The organism is Streptomyces sp. YJ-C3, assembly GCF_053891275.1.
Window position 1 is genome coordinate 8,989,476 of record NZ_CM132685.1, and the last position, 18,700, is coordinate 9,008,175.

The following is an 18,700-nucleotide window of genomic DNA, read 5'->3' on the forward strand; positions in this document are numbered from 1 at the left end:
GCGCTGTGGACGACGGCCCTCTCGCTGTGGAGAACCGGGGAAAACCTGTGCACGACCCGGTGGACAGGCCTGTGAACAAGCCCTCAGACACTTCCCCAGATACGCCCTGACCTGCGCATACCCCGTCCACCGGCTGTGCAGAAGAAAAACTTTCCCGGTCGGCCCAAGATCTCCACGAGCCCCGCCCGACGACACGCGGAAGCCCTCCGCAAGTAAGGGTCGCAAAGCAATTGCATCTCTTACCTGTGGAAGATTAGATTGGTGCTCATGACACAGGCTCCCGCGACGTCCAGAACCGCCCGGCGTCGACACGACCGAGAGATCGTCGCCCTCGCCGTCCCCGCCTTCGGCGCGCTCGTCGCAGAGCCTCTCTTCCTCATGGCCGACAGCGCCATCGTCGGTCATCTCGGCACGTCCCAACTCGCCGGACTCGCCGTCGCCTCGGCCCTCCTCACGACCGCGGTCAGCATCTTCGTCTTCCTCGCCTACGCGACCACGGCCGCCGTCGCCCGCCGCGTCGGCTCGGGCGATCTGCGGGCCGCGATCCAGCAGGGCATGGACGGCATCTGGCTCGCCGTCCTCCTGGGCGCCGCCGTCATCGCGATCGTCCTGCCCACGGCCCCGGTCCTGGTCGGACTCTTCGGAGCCTCGGACACAGCCGCACCGTACGCGGTCACGTATCTGCGCATCTCCGCACTCGGCATCCCCGCCATGCTCGTGGTGCTGGCCGCCACCGGCGTGCTGCGCGGCCTCCAGAACACGAAGACCCCGCTGTACGTGGCCATCGCCGGCTTCGTCGCCAACGCCGCGCTCAACCTCGGACTCGTCTACGGCGCCGACCTCGGCATCGCCGGTTCCGCCTGGGGCACCGTCATCGCCCAGCTGGGCATGGCCGCCGTCTATCTGATCGTGGTCGTCCGGGGAGCCCGACGCCACGGTGCGTCCCTGCGTCCGGACGCCGCCGGTATCCGGGCCTGCGCCCAGGCCGGCGTGCCCCTGCTCGTCCGTACGCTCTCGCTGCGCGCGGTCCTGATGATCGCCACGGCGGTCGCGGCCAGGCTCGGCGACGCGGACGTGGCCGCGCACCAGATCATCCTGTCGCTGTGGAGCCTGCTGGCCTTCGCGCTCGACGCCATCGCCATCGCCGGGCAGGCCATCATCGGCCGTTACCTCGGCGCCGACGACGCCGAGGGCGCGCGCGACGTCTGCCGGCGCATGGTGCAGTGGGGTATCGCCGCGGGAGTGGTTCTCGGTGTCCTGGTCGTCGCCGCGCGCCCGCTGTTCGTCCCCCTGTTCACGAGCGACTCCGTCGTCCAGGACGCGGCCCTGCCCGCGCTGATCGTCGTGGCGCTGGCCCAGCCCATCTGCGGCATCGTGTACGTACTCGACGGCGTCCTCATGGGCGCGGGCGACGGGCCCTACCTGGCCTGGGCCATGCTGATCACCCTGGCGATCTTCACCCCGGCGGCGCTGTTGGTACCGGCCCTCGGCGGCGGGCTCACCGCTCTGTGGGGAGCGATGACGCTGATGATGGCGGTACGCATGGCAACACTCTGGGTCCGCTATCGCTCCGGCCGCTGGGCCGTCACCGGCGCGACGCGCTGACCGAGGAGCGCCGTTTCACGTGAAACCGTGACACGGCGCAGCCGTGGAACACGACCACAAGCGTGTGGGGCCGCACCCCGAAGGGTGCGGCCCCACATGTGCTTCAAGCTCTGCTCAAGGGCAGTGCTCAGGCAGCGACGACCTCGACGTTGACCTTGGCGGCAACCTCGGGGTGCAGACGCACGGACGTCTCGTGGGCGCCCAGCGTCTTGATCGGCGAGCCCAGCTCGACGCGGCGCTTGTCGATCTTCGGACCACCGGCAGCCTCGATCGCCGAAGCGACGTCGGCCGGGGTGACGGAACCGAAGAGACGACCGGCGTCGCCGGAGCGGACGGCCAGACGGACCTTCACGGCCTCGAGCTTGGCCTTGATCTCGTTGGCCTGCTCGATCGTGGCGATCTCGTGGATCTTGCGGGCGCGGCGGATCTGCGCCACGTCCTGCTCGCCACCCTTGGTCCAGCGGATCGCGAAACCACGCGGGACCAGGTAGTTGCGGGCGTACCCGTCCTTGACGTCGACGACGTCGCCGGCGGTGCCGAGGCCAGAGACCTCGTGGGTCAGGATGATCTTCATTGTTCGGTCACCCTTCCCTTATCGCGCGGTGGACGTGTAGGGCAGCAGCGCCATCTCACGGCTGTTCTTCACGGCCGTGGCGACGTCACGCTGGTGCTGCGTGCAGTTGCCGGTCACGCGGCGGGCACGGATCTTGCCGCGGTCGGAAATGAACTTCCGCAGCATGTTCGTGTCCTTGTAGTCCACGTACGTGACCTTGTCCTTGCAGAAAGCGCAGACCTTCTTCTTCGGCTTGCGCACAGGCGGCTTCGCCATGGTGTATCTCCTGTGTGATCAAGAAGTGGGGGTACGGCCCACCTTCGGCCCGAGGGCTTAGAAGGGGGGCTCGTCCGAGTAGCCGCCGCCGGAGCCGCCGGAGCTTCCGCCCCAGCCGCCACCGCCGCCGCCCTGCTGCTGGCCGCCGCCGGCCGGCGCACCGGTCGCCCAGGGGTCGTCGGCGGGAGCACCGCCGCCACCCTGCTGCTGACCGCCGCCGGAGCCACCGCCCCAGCCGCCGCCCTGCTGGCCGCCACCGCCGCCACCGAAGCCACCGCCCTGGCCACCGCGACCGCTGGTCTTGGTGACCTTGGCCGTGGCACTGCGCAGGCTGGCGCCGACTTCCTCGACGTCCAGCTCGTAGACCGTGCGCTTGACGCCCTCACGGTCCTCGTAGGACCGCTGCTTCAGCCGGCCCTGCACGATGACGCGCATGCCTCGCTGGAGCGACTCCGCGACGTTCTCCGCCGCCTGACGCCAGACCGAGCAGGTCAGGAACAGGCTCTCGCCGTCCTTCCACTCATTGGTCTGCCGGTCGAAGGTGCGGGGAGTGGACGCGACACGGAACTTCGCGACCGCCGCACCGGAGGGGGTGAAGCGCAGCTCGGGGTCGTCGACAAGATTGCCGACGACCGTGATGACGGTCTCGCCTGCCATGGGGTACCTCTCGGCGGGTTTGCTGCGGACTGCTTGCTGCTACTCGAATCCCGATGACTGCTGAACTAGGAAGTTCAGTGGGTCTCGGGACGGAGGACCTTGGTCCGGAGGACCGACTCGTTCAGGTTCATCTGGCGGTCGAGCTCCTTGACGACCGCAGGCTCGGCCTGCAGGTCGATGACCGAGTAGATGCCCTCAGGCTTCTTCTTGATCTCGTACGAGAGACGACGACGGCCCCAGGTGTCGACCTTCTCGACCTTTCCGTTGCCCTCACGGACGACGGAGAGGAAGTTCTCGATCAGCGGGGAGACAGCACGCTCCTCGAGATCGGGGTCGAGGATGACCATCACCTCGTAGTGACGCATGTGGAACCCACCTCCTTTGGACTCAGCGGCCACGGTCGTTCCGTGGCAGGAGGGTTGTTATGCGTGAGCAACGGTATCGGCCGCCACTGACAATCGGGCCCCACGAAGGAGCGCCGGGTGGATCAGCGGGTACCAGTCCCTCGTCGGGACATGGGCAGACACCAATGCAGACGGTACAGACTACCCGCACCCCGGCTTCCGGTTGAAATCCGACAGCGGACCACCGCAATCTGTACACATCGGGTGTGTATGGCGCTACGATGCGCCGTCTTCCGCAGGAGGTGCCTCATGGCACAAGCAATGCGACCGAACAGCACGACGGCCGGCTCTCTCTTGGCCTCGGACGGAAAGTCCCATCCCCTTCCCGACACCCTGCTCGCGGTGACCGCGGTACTGGGCGCGATCGCGATCATCTCCTCCCTCTGGACGGGCCTTCATCTCCTCAGCTCGTGGACGGGCCTCGTCGGCATCCTGACCGGGGCCTACGGCCAGTTCGTCTCGGAGACGACCCGGGAGCGCTTCGGCCTGATCCTCGGCCTGGGAGCCTCGGCCGTCGGCTTCTTCATCGGCATGGCCCACGGAGGTCTCTTCGGCGGCGTCATCGGCTGAGGTCAGCACCTCCGCGGCGGCCGACTCCGGTACGGCCAGTCGGGGCGCTCACAGGGCGCAGTAGGCTTCGCGCGAGAGCCGGAGCCCCTGTACCCATGGGGACACACCAGCCCGAGGAGCGCCCCGAATGAGCCTGACCCTGAGGACCATCAGCCGAGAGCAGCATCTGGCATACATCCAGAGCCTGCCCTCGGCGAGCCACATGCAGGTCCCGGCCTGGGCTGATGTGAAGGCGGAGTGGCGCTCCGAGAACATGGGCTGGTTCGACGACCGCACCGGCGAGATGGTCGGCGCGGGCCTCGTGCTGTACCGCCAGCTGCCCAAGATCAAGCGGTATCTCGCGTACCTCCCCGAGGGCCCGGTCATCAACTGGTACGCGCCCAACCTCGACGACTGGCTGCGTCCGATGCTCGCGCACCTGAAGCAGCAGGGCGCCTTCTCCGTGAAGATGGGCCCGCCGGTCATCATCCGGCGCTGGGAAGCCGCTTCGATCAAGAAGGGCATCCAGGACCCGGACGTGAAGCGCCTGCGCGACATCGAGGCGGACTTCATCGAGCCGCGCGCCTTCGAGGTGGCCGACAAGCTGCGCCGCATGGGCTGGCAGCAGGGCGAGGACGGCGGCGCCGGCTTCGGCGACGTACAGCCGCGCTACGTCTTCCAGGTGCCGCTCGCGAACCGCTCCCTGGAAGAGGTCCACAAGAACTTCAACCAGCTGTGGCGCCGCAACATCAAGAAGGCCGAGAAGGCCGGCGTCGAGGTCGTCCAGGGCGGCTACCAGGACCTCGCCGAGTGGCAGCGCCTGTACGAGATCACGGCCGTGCGCGACCACTTCCGCCCGCGCCCGCTCTCGTACTTCCAGCGCATGTGGACGGCCCTCAACTCCGAGGACCCCAACCGCATGCGGCTGTACTTCGCCCGCCACAACGGTGTGAACCTCTCGGCGGCGACGATGCTCGTCGTCGGCGGGCACGTCTGGTACTCCTACGGCGCCTCCGACAACATCGGCCGCGAGGTCCGGCCCTCGAACGCGATGCAGTGGCGGATGCTGCGTGACTCCTACGCGCTCGGCGCCACCGTCTACGACCTGCGCGGCATCAGCGACTCGCTGGACGAGACCGACCACCTCTTCGGCCTGATCCAGTTCAAGGTCGGCACGGGTGGCGAGGCCGCCGAGTACCTCGGCGAGTGGGACTTCCCGCTCAACAAGCTGCTCCACAAGGCGCTCGACATCTACATGTCCAGGCGCTGACCGGGAACCGGGCACGGAGCCCCCAGGGGCCCGTCCCGGCACACCCTGCTCCGCTTTCTCCGCGGACCCGGCACAATTCACGTAGCTCCAAAGTTTCTCCATACCTCTGATACACCGCAGCCACGAGAAAGGTTCCGGGACCGGCCATGGCGCTCACGCTCTACGTCGACACCGCGCGCTGGCGGGCACACCACAAGCACGTGCTCGAGCAGTTTCCGGGGCTCGTCCCCGTCTGCAAGGGCAACGGTTACGGCTTCGGTCACGAACGGCTCGCGGAGGAGGCCACCCGCCTCGGCTCCGACATCCTCGCCGTCGGGACCACGTACGAAGCCGCCCGGATCAAGGACTGGTTCAGCGGTGATCTGCTGGTCCTGACCCCGTTCCGGCGCGGCGAAGAACCGGTTCCGCTGCCCGACCGTGTGATCCGCTCCGTCTCCTCCGTCGACGGCGTGCACGGCCTCGTCGGCGCCCGCGTCGTCATCGAGGTCATGTCCTCGATGAAGCGGCACGGGGTGACCGAGCAGGACCTGCCCCAGCTCTCGCACGCCATCCAGGACGTCCGTCTGGAGGGCTTCGCGATCCACCTGCCGCTCGACCGCACCGACGGCTCGGACGCCGTCGAGGAGGTCATCGGCTGGATGGACCGGCTGCGCGCGGCCCGGCTGCCGCTGCACACCATGTTCGTGAGCCACCTCAAGGCCGAGGAACTGGCGCGCCTGCAGCAGCAGTTCCCGCAGACCCGCTTCCGCGCGCGCATCGGCACGCGCCTGTGGCTGGGCGACCACGAGGCCACCGAGTACCGCGGTTCCGTCCTGGACGTCACGCGCGTCGCGAAGGGCGACCGCTTCGGCTACCGCCAGCAGAAGGCGGCCTCGGACGGCTGGCTGGTGGTCGTGGCGGGCGGTACGTCGCACGGCGTGGGCCTGGAGGCCCCGAAGGCGCTGCACGGCGTCATGCCGCGCGCCAAGGGCGTCGCCCGCGCCGGCCTCGCGACGGTGAACCGGAACCTCGCGCCCTACGTCTGGTCGGGCAAGCAGCGCTGGTTCGCCGAGCCGCCGCACATGCAGGTGTCGATCCTCTTCGTGCCCTCGGACGCCGCCGAGCCGAAGGTCGGCGAGGAACTGGTGGCCCACCTGCGGCACACCACCACGCAGTTCGACCGGCTCGTGGACCGCTAGCCGGCATCTGTCGACGTCGTACGAAGACGAGGCCGGGCACCGTCAAGGTGCCCGGCCTCGTTCTTGTTCCCTTCACTCCGTTCGCTCAGAGTGAACTTCCCTGATCCTTGCCCCAGTTCACCGGGGGCGGCTGTTCGCCGGGGTGGACCGCGTGCCGCGGGGGATGGGCCGCGTAACCGAGCACGAAGACGTCCTCCGCGCCGTCCAGCACGCCGCCTGACGGGTCGTCCTCACCGGAGCGGCGCACCACGTCCCGCTCGGGCATCCAGATGTCGCGCAGGATGACGGCACACAGGTACAGCGTGCCCACGAGGTGGGCCCCGATGGCCAGTTGATAGCCGTCGGTCGGCAGCCCCTGATGCTTGTCACCGCTGGTCGTGTACGCGAGGTACAGCCAGATCCCCAGGAAGTACGCGACCTCGCACGCCTGCCAGATCAGGAAGTCCCGCCACTTCGGCCGCGCCAGAGCGGCGAGCGGGATGAGCCACAGGACGTACTGCGGCGAGTAGACCTTGTTGGTGAGGATGAAGGCGGCGACCACCAGGAAGGCCAGCTGCGCGAAGCGCGGCCGCCGCGGTGCGGTCATCGTGAGGGCCGCGACACCGAGGCAGGCCAGCACCATCAGGGCCGTGGCCAGGGTGTTGACGACGTCGGTGTTGAGCGGCGTGTCCATGTGCTGGGAGATGATCAGCCAGAAGGAGCCGAAGTCGACGCCGCGTTCCTGGCTGAACGTGTAGAACTTCGACCAGCCCTCGGGCGCCAGGATCATCACCGGCAGGTTCACGACGAGCCACGAGCCGGCCGCGCCGAGCGCGGCGACACCGAAGTCCCGCCACTTCCCGGCCCGCCAGCACAGCACGAACAACGGGCCGAGCAGCAGCACGGGATAGAGCTTGGCGGCGGTCGCGAGCCCGAGCAGCACGCCGAAGGCGAGAGCGCGGCCGCGGGACCACATCAGCATCGCGGCCGCTGTGAGGGCCACTGCGAAGAGATCCCAGTTGATGGTGGCCGTCAGCGCGAACGCGGGCGCCAGAGCCACCAGGAGGCCGTCCCAGGGCCGCCTGCGGTGAGTGCGGGTGACGCAGGCGGCGATGACCACCGCGCAGATCATCAGCATCCCGGCGTTGACCATCCAGTACACCTGCTCCTGGTGCTGGATGGTGCCGCTGCCCGGCGTCAGCCACGCGGCGACCTCCATGAACACACCGGTGAGGACCGGGTATTCGAGGTAGTCCATGTCGCCGGGGAGCTTGTCGAAGTACGGCACGAGGCCGTCGGCGAAACCACGCCCCTGGTACAGGTGCGGAATGTCCGAGTAGCACGCGTGCGTGTACTGGGAGCTCGCTCCGTAGAACCACGCGCCGTCGTAGCAGGGGAACTTCTGCACCATGCCGAGCGCGAACATACCGATCATCACGAGCGCGATGACACGGACCGGGGTCCACCAGGAGCGGCCGAGCAGCGCCCGTCGCCCGAGGGGGCCGCCGATGAGCTCGCTGCCTGCTGCCGCGACCTCGTCCTCCCTGGTCGGCGGTACCGGCTCCGGCTCCGGTCGGCTCACATGCGTCGTCTCTGCACTGGGCATGCCGCACATCCTGCCGTACCCGGCTGAGAACGGGGCGAGGGCCGCCGCACCCGATCGGTGCGGCGGCCCTCGTCGGCCGTGGAACACGCAGTGTTTCACGTGAAACACGCTGCGTGGCTGTGGCGTCTGTCAGCCACCGCCTCCCAGGAACCCGCCGTTCTGATTGCCTCTGGTGGTCCCCTCCGACGGATCCGACGACGCTCCGCCATCGGTTGTCCCGCCGTCCGTCGTACCGCCGTCAGCGGTACCACCATCGGTCGTTCCGCCGTCAGTCGTGCCACCGTCGGTGCCGCACGTCCAGTCCTCCCACTTGTTGCAGGTCTCGCTGGTCGACGGCGACGGATCGGGCGAGGACTCGCTCGGCGACGGGCTGGCCGGAGCGGACGAGGACGGAGGCGTCGAGATCGACGGCGTCGGCGTGGGGCTCGGCGTCGCGCCGACGACCTTGCCGATGGGCTCGGGGGTCGGGAACGGCTCGTTCGGCTGACCCGCCATGGCCTTGGACATGTAGTCGTGCCAGATCTCCGACGGGAACGAGGCGCCGTGGATCTTCTCCTGGCCACCCGTTCCGTACATCTCCAGGAACTTGCGGTCCTTGGCCTTCTCGTCGTCGTCCATCCGGTACATGGTGATCGCCGTGGACAGCTGCTTGGTGTAGCCCACGAACCAGGCGGACTTGTTGCCGTCGGTGGTACCGGTCTTGCCGGCCACGTCGCGGCCCGGCAGCTTGGCCGCCGTACCGGTGCCCTTGTCGACGACGGTCTTGAGGACGTCGGTGACGTTGTCGGCCACCTCGGAGTCGAAGGCCCGCGTGGGCTTTGTCTTGTGCGTCCAGGCGTTCGTGCCCTCGTGCTCGACGGACTTCACCGAGTACGGGTCGTTCTGCTGACCGCTGCTCGCGAAGGTCCCGTAGGCGCCGGCCATGCGGATCGCGCTGGGGGAGGAGGTACCGAGGGAGAACGACGGGTAGTTGGCGCTGGCGAAGCTGGTGTCCAGGATGCCGGCCTTCTGCGCGGCTTCCTTCACCTTGTTCAGGCCCACGTCCATGCCCAGCTGCACATAAGCCGAGTTCACGGATTCGCGCATCGCCTCGCGCAGGTCGATCTGGTAGCTGGGCGGGTTGTACGACTGCTTACCGTCGTTCGTCTGGTTCCACTGCTTGCCCTTCTCGTTCATCCAGATGTCGCCGTTGTACTGCTTGATCTTGAGCCCGTTCTTGCCGCTGTAGAGGCTCTTCGGCGAGACGATGGTGCGCTGGGAATCGTCCTGCTCCTCCGGCCCGTCGGGGTCCTTGACGCCCCACTGGAAGGCCGCGGCCAGGACGAAGGGCTTGAAGGTGGAGCCGACCTGGGCACCGGTCACGTCGGCGTTGTTGGTGAAGTGCTTGGTCGCGTCCTCACCGCCGTAGATGGCCTCGATGGCGCCGTCCTTGGGGCTCACGGAAGCACCGCCGAACTGGACGTACTTGTCGACGTACTTCCCGTTGACCTTGCGCTTCTCGTTGAGGTTCTCCTTGCGGACCTTCTTGACCGCGGCTTCGAGCTGGTTCACCTTCTTCTGGTCGAAGGTGGTGTGGATCTCGTAGCCGCCCCGCTGCAGGTCGTTGGCGGTGATCTTCCCGTCGCTGTTGTTGATCACGTACGCCTTGGCGAGGTCGACGAGATAGCCGATCTGGCCACCGAGCTGGGCGTTGGAGCGCGGGTTCTGCAGCTTCGGGAACTCGGTGTACCCCTTCCGCTCCGCGGCGGGCAGACGGCCGTCCTTGACCTCTTCGTCCAGGATCCAGTTCCAGCGCGCCGTGGCCCGCTCGGTGTTCTTCTCCTTGGTGGCGTTCACCGGGTCGATCTCGGGGGAGCCGGCCGGGTCGTAGTACGTGGCGCCCTTCAGCACGGCCGCGAGGACAGCGGTCTGGTTCGGTTCGAGCTCCGAGGCGTCCTTGCCGAAGTAGGCACGGGCGGCGGCCTGGATGCCGTAGGCGCCTCGTCCGTAGTACGCCGAGTTCAGGTACCCGGCCATGACGTCGTCCTTGTTGACCGTGCGGCCGACCTTTATGGAGACGAGGAGTTCCTTGAACTTTCGGGAGACCGTCTGCGACTGGTCGTCCAGCATCGCGTTCTTCACGTACTGCTGAGTGATCGTCGAGCCGCCCTGGGTCTGGCCGCCCTTCGCCATGTTGAACACGGCACGGGCGATGCCCATCGGGTCGACGCCCTTGTCGGTCTCGAACGTCTTGTTCTCCGCCGACATGACGGCGTAGCGCATGGACTTCGGGATGTCCGCGTACTTGATGATCTGCCGGTTGGTCTCGCCACCGGTGGCGATCATCTGCTTGCCGTTGGACCAGTAGTAGACGTTGTTCTGTGCCGTGGCCGTGTCGGCCGTCTTGGGCACGCCCACCATCGCGTAGGCGATGCCCGCCGCCAGCATCATGCTGCCGATGAGCCCGACGCCCGCGCCGGTCACGAGCCGCCAGGAGGGCACCCAGCGGCGCCAGCCGTACTTGTTGGCGCGCGGGTAGTCGATCGCCCGCTTCTTCTCCGGGCCGCGGCCCCTGCCGCGTCCGGGCCCGTTCGGCCCGCCCGGCCCGCCGCCACCGCGGCGGCCGCCTCCGCCGGCGCCGCCGCGTCCGGCGCCACCGCCGTCGGGCGCTCTGCGCCTTCCTCCGCTGCCGCGCTGGGCCGCGCGGCGGGCTTCCGCCCGGCCGCCCCAGGGACGGTCCTCTTCCTGCCCGCCGTACGAGCCCGAGGAACTCGGGGGGTCGTAGGAACCGGAGGGCGACCCGGTGCTGCCGCGCGGTGCCGCACGGCGGCCCGACGGTGCTCCTGACGCTCCGCGACGGGCCGCGGCGCGCCCGCCGCCCTGCGGCTGCGGCGGTTTGCGACGGTGCTCGCTCATCGAACGACTACTCCTCGGGCAGGCGCGGCCTCGCGCGCCTGGAAACGGCGTCGGTTTTCCGGTCCCCCCGAAGTACGGACACGCCCCTGACGGGACTCACCCGTACTGCACCCGGGACGACGACGCCCCCAGGCGTCACTTGGTTCCCGGTGGTCTGCATGGCGGACAGACTACGCACCGTCAAAACCCACCGAGGGCCGAAGTTCACCCCAAATCAGGCAAGTTGCTTCCTACGAATCGGTGATGTGACGCCGTTCACCGTGATCCCTCTTGTCGCAGTCGCAGGGTCGTTCTATCGTGCTGATGTATCGAGTCGATACATCAGCACGACATAAAGAGTCGATACATGGGCCCGCGACAGTGAGGAGGCGACGATGAGCCGGCGCTCCGGCATCCTCGAGTTCGCCGTACTCGGACTGCTCCGCGAGTCCCCGATGCACGGCTATGAGCTGCGCAAACGACTCAATACGTCGCTGGGGGTCTTCCGCGCCTTCAGCTACGGAACGCTGTACCCCTGCCTCAAGACGCTGGTCGCGAGCGGCTGGTTGATCGAGGAATCGGGTGCTGGTTCCGCCGATGCCTCTGCTCCACTCGCAGGGCGTCGCGCCAAGATCGTCTATCGGTTGACGGCGGAAGGTAAGGAGCACTTCGAGGATCTGCTCTCGCAGACCGGCCCCGATGCCTACGAGGACGAGCACTTCGCCGCGCGTTTCGCCTTTTTCGGGCAGACGTCGCGCGACGTGCGCATGCGCGTCCTCGAAGGGCGTCGCAGCCGGCTGGAGGAGCGACTCGAAAAGATGCGCCTCTCCTTCGCCCGCACCCGGGAGCGCCTGGACGACTACACGCTCGAGCTGCAGCGACACGGCATGGAGTCCGTGGAGCGCGAAGTGCGCTGGCTGAACGAGCTCATCGAGAGCGAGCGCGCGGGCCGCGACCAGCGACGGTCCGGCCCGGGGGACGCAGCTCAGCAGGACACATCTGGAGAGACGGGCGGCCTGCCCCGGCACCGGGACAGCACCCGGCCGGATCCGTCCGACGACACCGCCACGTGAAGTCCGCTCAGGACTTCACCAGTACACACAGGGAGCAACCGGAATGGGTTCGGTTCGCGTAGCCATCGTCGGCGTGGGCAACTGCGCCGCCTCGCTGGTGCAGGGCGTCGAGTTCTACAAGGACGCTGACCCGGAGACCAAGGTCCCCGGCCTCATGCACGTCCAGTTCGGCGACTACCACGTCGGCGACGTCGAGTTCGTCGCGGCGTTCGACGTCGACGCGAAGAAGGTCGGCCTCGACCTCGCGGACGCCATCGGCGCCTCGGAGAACAACACCATCAAGATCTGCGACGTCCCGAACTCGGGCGTCCAGGTCCAGCGTGGCCACACGCTCGACGGTCTGGGCAAGTACTACCGCGAGACGATCGAGGAGTCCGACGAGGCCCCGGTCGACGTCGTCCAGATCCTCAAGGACAAGCAGGTCGACGTCCTCGTCTGCTACCTGCCCGTCGGTTCCGAGGACGCGGCGAAGTTCTACGCCCAGTGCGCCATCGACGCCAAGGTCGCCTTCGTCAACGCCCTTCCGGTCTTCATCGCCGGCACCAAGGAGTGGGCGGACAAGTTCACCGAGGCGGGCGTCCCGATCGTCGGCGACGACATCAAGTCGCAGGTCGGCGCGACCATCACGCACCGCGTGATGGCGAAGCTGTTCGAGGACCGCGGTGTCCGTCTTGAGCGCACCATGCAGCTCAACGTCGGCGGCAACATGGACTTCAAGAACATGCTGGAGCGCGACCGCCTCGAGTCGAAGAAGATCTCGAAGACGCAGGCCGTCACCTCGCAGATCCGCGACCGTGAGCTGGGCGAGAAGAACGTCCACATCGGCCCGTCCGACTACGTCGCGTGGCTCGACGACCGCAAGTGGGCGTACGTCCGCCTCGAGGGCCGCGCCTTCGGTGAGGTTCCGCTGAACCTCGAGTACAAGCTCGAGGTCTGGGACTCCCCGAACTCCGCGGGTGTCATCATCGACGCCCTGCGCGCCGCGAAGATCGCCAAGGACCGCGGCATCGGCGGCCCGATCCTCTCCGCCTCCTCGTACTTCATGAAGTCCCCGCCGGTGCAGTACTTCGACGACGAGGCCTACGAGAACGTCGAGAAGTTCATCAAGGGCGAGGTCGAGCGCTGACCTTCCCCATGAGGGTGTGTTTCACGTGAAACACCCCCCTCCTGTGGGCTGCTGAGGCCCCCGGATCGCACAGGCCGTGCGACCGGGGGCCTCCCGCATATGTGAAGGTGTGCCCCATGGCTGTCGTCCGTGACCTGCGCGTCCTGCTGCGCCTTCGCGACTTCCGGCGCCTGCTCGCGCTCCGCCTCCTCTCCCAGGGCGCGGACGGCGTGTACCAGGTCGCGCTCGCCACGTACGTCGTCTTCTCCCCCGAGAAGCAGACATCGCCCGCCGCGATCGCCTCGGCGATGGCCGTTCTGCTGCTGCCGTACTCCCTGGTGGGCCCGTTCGCGGGCGTGCTGCTGGACCGCTGGAGCCGACGCCAGGTCTTCCTCTACGGCAACCTCCTGCGGGTGTTGCTGGCCTCCGCCACCGCCGCTCTCATGCTGAGCCGAGCACCGGACTGGCTCTTCTACGCATCCGCCCTCTGCGTCACCGCGGTGAACCGCTTCGTCCTCGCCGGGCTCTCGGCCGCGCTCCCGCGCGTCGTCGACGCCGACCGCCTCGTGATGGCCAACGCGCTCTCACCGACGGCCGGAACACTCGCCGCCACCCTGGGCGGCGGTCTCGCCTTCGCCGTGCGGCTGGTCGCCTCACATACGGACGCGGCCGTCGTCCTGCTCGCGGCGCTTCTCTATCTCTGCGCCGCGCTGGCCTCTCTCCGCATGGACGTACGACTTCTCGGGCCGGACAAGGAGTTGGTGCCACCGCGACTCGGAGCCGCCCTGGCCGGCACCGCTCGGGATCTCCTGGCCGGAGTACGCCACCTCACGTCCCGACGCCGCGCAGCACGCGCTCTGGCCGCCATCACGGTGATGCGGTTCTGCTACGGCGCCCTGCTCGTCATGGTGCTCATGCTGTGCCGGTACGCATGGTCGTCCACGGAGTCCGACGGCCTGGCCCTGCTGGGGCTCGCGATGGGCGTCTCGGGGGCGGGGTTCTTCGTCGCGGCCGTCATCACGCCGGCCGCCGCGGGCCGCTTCGGAGCAGGCGGCTGGATCGCGGTCTGCGCCGGTGCGGCTGCCGTCCTGGAACTCGCCCTGGGGCTCCCCTTCGAACCCGGCCCCACGATGGTCGCCGCCTTCGTCCTGGGGCTCACCACGCAGGGCGCGAAGATCGCCACGGACACGATCGTGCAGTCCTCGGTGGACGACGGATTCCGCGGCCGGATCTTCTCCGTCTACGACGTGCTGTTCAACATGTCGTTCGTCGGCGCGGCCGGAGTTGCGGCTCTGATGCTGCCGCCCGACGGCCGTTCCATCCCCCTGGTGGTGCTTGTCGCGGTGCTCTACGGCGCGGTCGCGCTCGTCATCACCCGCTTCCGTACGCGGGTGAAGGGCATGGCCTGACCCGGACACTCATCACGGCTGCGTTGTTTCACGTGAAACAACGCACCGTCCCGGACATGTCGCGGGGCTCTGTTTCACGTGAAACAGAGCCCCGCGGCGTTGCCGACGTCTCAGTCCTGAGAGCGCCCGGCCCACCATTCCTTGAGGGCGGCCACCGCCGCGTCATGCTCCATCGGCCCGTTCTCCAGACGCAGCTCCAGCAGGAACTTGTACGCCTGGCCGATCACCGGGCCCGGCCCCACACCCAGGATCTCCATGATCTGGTTACCGTCGAGGGACGGCCGGATCGAGTCCAGCTCTTCCTGCTCCTGAAGCCGTGCGATGCGCTCCTCGAGGCCGTCGTAGGCGCGCGACAGGGAGTTCGCCTTGCGCTTGTTGCGCGTCGTGCAGTCGGAGCGGGTCAGCTTGTGCAGCCGCTCCAGGAGCGGGCCCGCGTCCCGCACGTAGCGACGTACGGCCGAGTCCGTCCACTCCCCGGTGCCGTACCCGTGGAAGCGCAGGTGCAGCTCGACGAGGCGCGAGACGTCCTTCACCAGCTCGTTGGAGTACTTGAGAGCGGTCATGCGCTTCTTCGTCATCTTCGCGCCGACCACTTCATGGTGGTGGAAGGAGACACGGCCGTCATCCTCGAAGCGGCGGGTGCGCGGCTTGCCGATGTCGTGCAGCAGCGCCGCGAGGCGCAGCGTCAGGTCCGGGCCGTCGGTCTCCAGCGCCATCGCCTGCTCGAGGACGATCAGCGTGTGGTCGTAGACGTCCTTGTGCCGGTGGTGCTCGTCCCGCTCCAGACGCAGCGCGGGCAGCTCGGGCAGGACATGGTCGGCCAGGCCCGTGTCGACGAGCAGGGTGAGACCCTTGCGCGGGTGTGCCGAGAGGATCAGCTTGTTCAGCTCGTCCCGGACGCGCTCGGCGGAGACGATCTCGATGCGGCCGGCCATGGCCTTCATCGCGGCGACGACCTCGGGTGCCACCTCGAAGTCGAGCTGAGCGGCGAACCGGGCGGCCCGCATCATCCGCAGCGGGTCGTCCGAGAAGGAGTCCTCGGGCGTGCCCGGCGTCCGCAGGACGCGCGCGGCCAGATCCTCCAGGCCACCGTGCGGATCGATGAACTCCTTCTCAGGGAGCGCCACGGCCATCGCGTTCACCGTGAAGTCGCGGCGGACGAGGTCCTCGCCGATGGAGCTGCCGTACGACACCTCGGGCTTGCGCGACGTGCGGTCGTACGCCTCCGAGCGGTACGTCGTGACCTCGACCTGGAAGCTCTGGTCCACGCCGTCGACGCGGGCGTCCTTCTGACAGCCGACCGTGCCGAACGCGATCCCGACCTCCCACACCGCATCGGCCCACGGACGGACGATCTTCAGAACGTCCTCGGGGCGGGCGTCGGTGGTGAAGTCCAGGTCGTTGCCGAGCCGACCGAGCAGTGCGTCCCGGACCGACCCTCCGACCAGGGCGAGGGAGAACCCGGCCTCCTGGAAGCGGCGGGCGAGGTCGTCTGCGACAGGCGAGACCCGCAGCAGCTCGCTGACCGCGCGGCGCTGCACCTCGCTCAGGGCACTGGCGTTGTCTTCATTGGCGTTCGGCACAACAGGACAGGGTACGTGGCCCCGGGCACCCGGACCGAACCGTTTGCCGGGGCCGCCGCACGAGCGGGAAAGCGGCCCCCTACCCTGGCTCCACGATCTTGTGGAGCGGACCGTGGCACTCAGCCACAGCGCTCCTCGTTACCATGCGTGGACACATCTGCGACCACTGACGACGACGAGGAACGGACGAGCGCGTGGCCGAGGCGGCAGACTTCCCAGGGATGAGTCCCTCACCTGCCCGTCGCCTGCTGCGGCGCACCGGCGCTCTGCTCGCCGCGACGCCGCTCCTGGCCGCGCTGCCCCTGCTGCCCGGCGCCGTCCCCGCGTCGGCGGCCACTCCTGCGAAGGCTTCCGCCGCGACCGGTACGAAGACGGTCGACGTGGCCGTGAACAGTCTCTCGCCCGGTGCGCCGACGGAACGGGACACGATCACGGTCCGCGGCAAGGTCACCAACGACGGCCGGCAGGCCGTCACCGACGCCCACGTAGGGCTGCGGGTCGGCACCTCCTACACCGGACGCTCGGCGATCGACGACGCCGCGAAGAGGGGCACCGGCGGCTCCCCGGACGGCACGGAGGTCGCGGGCAAGTACGCCGAGAAGATCGCGAAGCTGGCGCCCGGCGCGACGCAGGACTTCACCCTGTCCGTTCCGGCGAAGGCACTGCACCTCGGCGCGGACGGCGTCTACCAGATCAGCGTCGCCCTCATGGGCCAGACCGCCGCCCAGCCGTACGCGCAGACGCTCGGCATCCAGCGGACCTTCCTGCCCTGGCAGCCCGGCGCAGCGGACACCAAGACGAGGACGACGGCTCTGTGGCCGTTGATCTCCGACACGCATCTCACCGCCGAGACGGGCACGGACGAGCAGCAGACCCCGGTCTTCAACGACGACAGCCTGGCCCAGCAGATCCGCCCCGGCGGCCGCCTCCAGCAGATGCTGACGCTCGGCAGGGACCTCGACGTCACCTGGGTGATCGATCCCGACCTGCTGGCCTCGGTCGACGCGATGACGGAGGCCTACAAGATCAAGGGTGCCGACGGGAAGTTCACGTCCGGCAAGGACCAGGCGATCGCCAAGGAGTGGCTGAGCGAGCTGCAGACGGCCGTGCAGGGCCAGAAGGTGGTCACGCTGCCGTTCGCCGATCCGGATCTGGCGTCCCTCGCGCACAGCGGCACCAAGGTCGCCGGGTCGCTCGGCCACCTCAAGGACGCCACGGACGCCGCCGTGTCGACCGTGGACACGATCCTCCATGTGAAGGCGGACACGTCCTACGCGTGGCCCGCCGAGGGCGCCGTCGACCCGGACATCGTCAAGGTCGCCACGTCCGCGGGAGCCGACAAGATCATCGCGCGCAGCGACAGCTTCCGGGAGGGCAACGCCCTGGCGTACACGCCGTCCGCCGCGCGTCCGATCGGCGGCGGTGCCACGGCCGTGGTCGCCGACGCCCGGCTGTCGACCGCGTTCCAGGGCGATCTGGCGCACGCGGAGAACTCCACGCTCGCCGTCCAGGAGTTCCTCGCCCAGAGCCTGATGCTCAACCAGCAGACGGACAGGCAGCGCAGCGTCGTCATGGCCCCGCAGCGGATGCCCACCACGAACCAGGCCCAGGCCATGGCGACGGCACTGGGCATCCTGCAGAGCGGTACCTGGTCGCAGTCCCAGAGCCTGTCGGCGGCAGCCAAGGCGAAGCCCGATCCGGACGCGACCACGCGTGTCCCGTCCTCCCGGGCCTACCCGTCGTCCCTGCGCAAGCAGGAACTGTCGGGTGACGCGTTCGAGCAGATCCAGAACACCCAGAGCGACCTGGAGAACTTCAAGGTCGTCCTCACCGACCGGTCCCGAGTGGTGACACCGTTCGGCCGCGCGATGGACCGGGAGATGTCCACCTCGTGGCGGACCAGGAGCGGGCCCTCCGAGACGTTCCGCGACGGCGTCGCGTCGTATCTCTCCGACCTCACCAATCAGGTCGCCCTGATCGAGAAGTCCGGAGTGCGGCTCTCGGGGCGCAGCGCGACCATCCCGGTGTCCGTGCAGAACAACCTGTGGCAGGACGTCGACCACCTGGTCCTGCGCCTCAGGTCGGACAACGGCACCCGCCTCAAGATCGGCGGCGGTACCTTCGAGGACAAGACGGTGAAGATCGCCAGCGGGCACAGCCAGTCCGTGAAGTTCACCACCACGGCCAAGGCCACGGGCCCGGTCACCGTGTACGCCCAGCTGTACACCGAGGACAACCAGCCGTACGGCAAGGAAATCGCCTTCAAGGTGGACGCCACCGAGATCACGCCGACCGTGATGCTCGTCATCGGTGGCGGCGTCCTGCTGCTGGTCCTGGCCGGGTTCCGGATGTACACCCATCGCAAGCGCACCACGGCCGCCCAGCAGCAGGAGGACGGCCCGCAGGACGACGCCGCGGCGGCGCAGGACACCCCGGAGGGTGAATCGGCTCCCACCGCACGGGCCGACGTTCCGCAGCAGCCGAGTGACCCGATGGCTGACACCGCTTCGGAAAGCGCGGCCCCGTCGGACACGGGTGAGAGAGTGGACCGTTGAGCGATGTCGTGGCCGGTGGGCCGG

At 68.5% G+C, this 18,700-nt stretch carries 15 protein-coding genes; 8 read left to right on the forward strand and 7 right to left on the reverse strand.

Going from position 1 to position 18,700, the window contains the following annotated elements:
• The first annotated feature begins 267 nt into the window (after positions 1–267).
• A complete protein-coding gene (locus tag ACVHNB_RS40990; protein WP_456227135.1) occupies positions 268–1,605 on the forward strand; it encodes an MATE family efflux transporter in 1,338 nt (445 codons plus the stop codon).
• A 127-nt stretch (positions 1,606–1,732) separates the two neighbouring features.
• Here the strand turns inward: ACVHNB_RS40990 and rplI are convergent, their stop codons facing one another.
• The 4 genes from rplI to rpsF form a co-directional block, all read right to left on the reverse strand.
• A complete protein-coding gene (rplI, locus tag ACVHNB_RS40995) occupies positions 1,733–2,179 on the reverse strand; it encodes a 50S ribosomal protein L9 (protein ID WP_428953595.1) in 447 nt (148 codons plus the stop codon).
• A gap of 18 nt (positions 2,180–2,197) precedes the next feature.
• Positions 2,198–2,434, reverse strand: coding sequence for a 30S ribosomal protein S18 (gene rpsR / locus ACVHNB_RS41000; RefSeq protein ID WP_003949403.1), 237 nt, complete (start codon positions 2,432–2,434; stop codon positions 2,198–2,200).
• Between the two features lie 57 nt (positions 2,435–2,491).
• Entirely contained in the window at positions 2,492–3,091 is a 600-nt protein-coding gene (locus tag ACVHNB_RS41005) for a single-stranded DNA-binding protein (protein ID WP_428953594.1), read from the reverse strand.
• A gap of 74 nt (positions 3,092–3,165) precedes the next feature.
• Positions 3,166–3,456 carry a 30S ribosomal protein S6 gene (gene rpsF, locus ACVHNB_RS41010; RefSeq protein WP_006604399.1) on the reverse strand — a complete coding sequence of 97 codons (291 nt, stop codon included), beginning with the start codon at positions 3,454–3,456 and terminating at the stop codon, positions 3,166–3,168.
• Positions 3,457–3,744: 288 nt separating this feature from the next.
• On the opposite strand from rpsF, the gene ACVHNB_RS41015 reads away from it, so the two are divergent.
• From ACVHNB_RS41015 to ACVHNB_RS41025, 3 genes are all read left to right on the forward strand, one after another.
• Complete coding sequence (locus ACVHNB_RS41015) at positions 3,745–4,065, forward strand: hypothetical protein (protein WP_428953593.1); 321 nt, start codon at positions 3,745–3,747, stop codon at positions 4,063–4,065.
• Positions 4,066–4,192: 127 nt separating this feature from the next.
• Positions 4,193–5,314, forward strand: a complete 1,122-nt coding sequence (femX, locus tag ACVHNB_RS41020) for a peptidoglycan bridge formation glycyltransferase FemX (protein ID WP_428953592.1) — start codon at positions 4,193–4,195, stop codon at positions 5,312–5,314.
• A 146-nt stretch (positions 5,315–5,460) separates the two neighbouring features.
• Positions 5,461–6,492, forward strand: coding sequence for an alanine racemase (locus ACVHNB_RS41025; protein ID WP_428953591.1), 1,032 nt, complete (start codon positions 5,461–5,463; stop codon positions 6,490–6,492).
• A gap of 85 nt (positions 6,493–6,577) precedes the next feature.
• Here the strand turns inward: ACVHNB_RS41025 and ACVHNB_RS41030 are convergent, their stop codons facing one another.
• Both ACVHNB_RS41030 and ACVHNB_RS41035 read right to left on the reverse strand, forming a co-directional pair.
• A complete protein-coding gene (locus tag ACVHNB_RS41030) occupies positions 6,578–8,077 on the reverse strand; it encodes a glycosyltransferase family 87 protein (protein ID WP_428953590.1) in 1,500 nt (499 codons plus the stop codon).
• A 129-nt stretch (positions 8,078–8,206) separates the two neighbouring features.
• Positions 8,207–10,972, reverse strand: a complete 2,766-nt coding sequence (locus tag ACVHNB_RS41035) for a transglycosylase domain-containing protein (RefSeq protein WP_428953589.1) — start codon at positions 10,970–10,972, stop codon at positions 8,207–8,209.
• A gap of 374 nt (positions 10,973–11,346) precedes the next feature.
• Here ACVHNB_RS41035 and ACVHNB_RS41040 point away from each other — a divergent pair, with 374 nt between their 5' ends.
• From ACVHNB_RS41040 to ACVHNB_RS41050, 3 genes are all read left to right on the forward strand, one after another.
• A complete protein-coding gene (locus tag ACVHNB_RS41040; protein WP_428953588.1) occupies positions 11,347–12,024 on the forward strand; it encodes a PadR family transcriptional regulator in 678 nt (225 codons plus the stop codon).
• Between the two features lie 43 nt (positions 12,025–12,067).
• Positions 12,068–13,150, forward strand: a complete 1,083-nt coding sequence (locus ACVHNB_RS41045) for an inositol-3-phosphate synthase (RefSeq protein ID WP_428953587.1) — start codon at positions 12,068–12,070, stop codon at positions 13,148–13,150.
• Between the two features lie 116 nt (positions 13,151–13,266).
• Positions 13,267–14,538, forward strand: coding sequence for an MFS transporter (locus ACVHNB_RS41050; RefSeq protein WP_428953586.1), 1,272 nt, complete (start codon positions 13,267–13,269; stop codon positions 14,536–14,538).
• Between the two features lie 110 nt (positions 14,539–14,648).
• On the opposite strand, the gene ACVHNB_RS41055 is transcribed toward ACVHNB_RS41050, so the two are convergent.
• On the reverse strand, positions 14,649–16,121 hold the full coding sequence (locus tag ACVHNB_RS41055) for a CCA tRNA nucleotidyltransferase (RefSeq protein WP_428953585.1): 1,473 nt from the start codon (positions 16,119–16,121) through the stop codon (positions 14,649–14,651).
• Between the two features lie 221 nt (positions 16,122–16,342).
• Between ACVHNB_RS41055 and ACVHNB_RS41060 the strand changes: the two genes are divergently transcribed.
• Positions 16,343–18,676, forward strand: a complete 2,334-nt coding sequence (locus tag ACVHNB_RS41060) for a DUF6049 family protein (protein ID WP_456227136.1) — start codon at positions 16,343–16,345, stop codon at positions 18,674–18,676.
• Positions 18,677–18,700 lie beyond the last annotated feature (24 nt).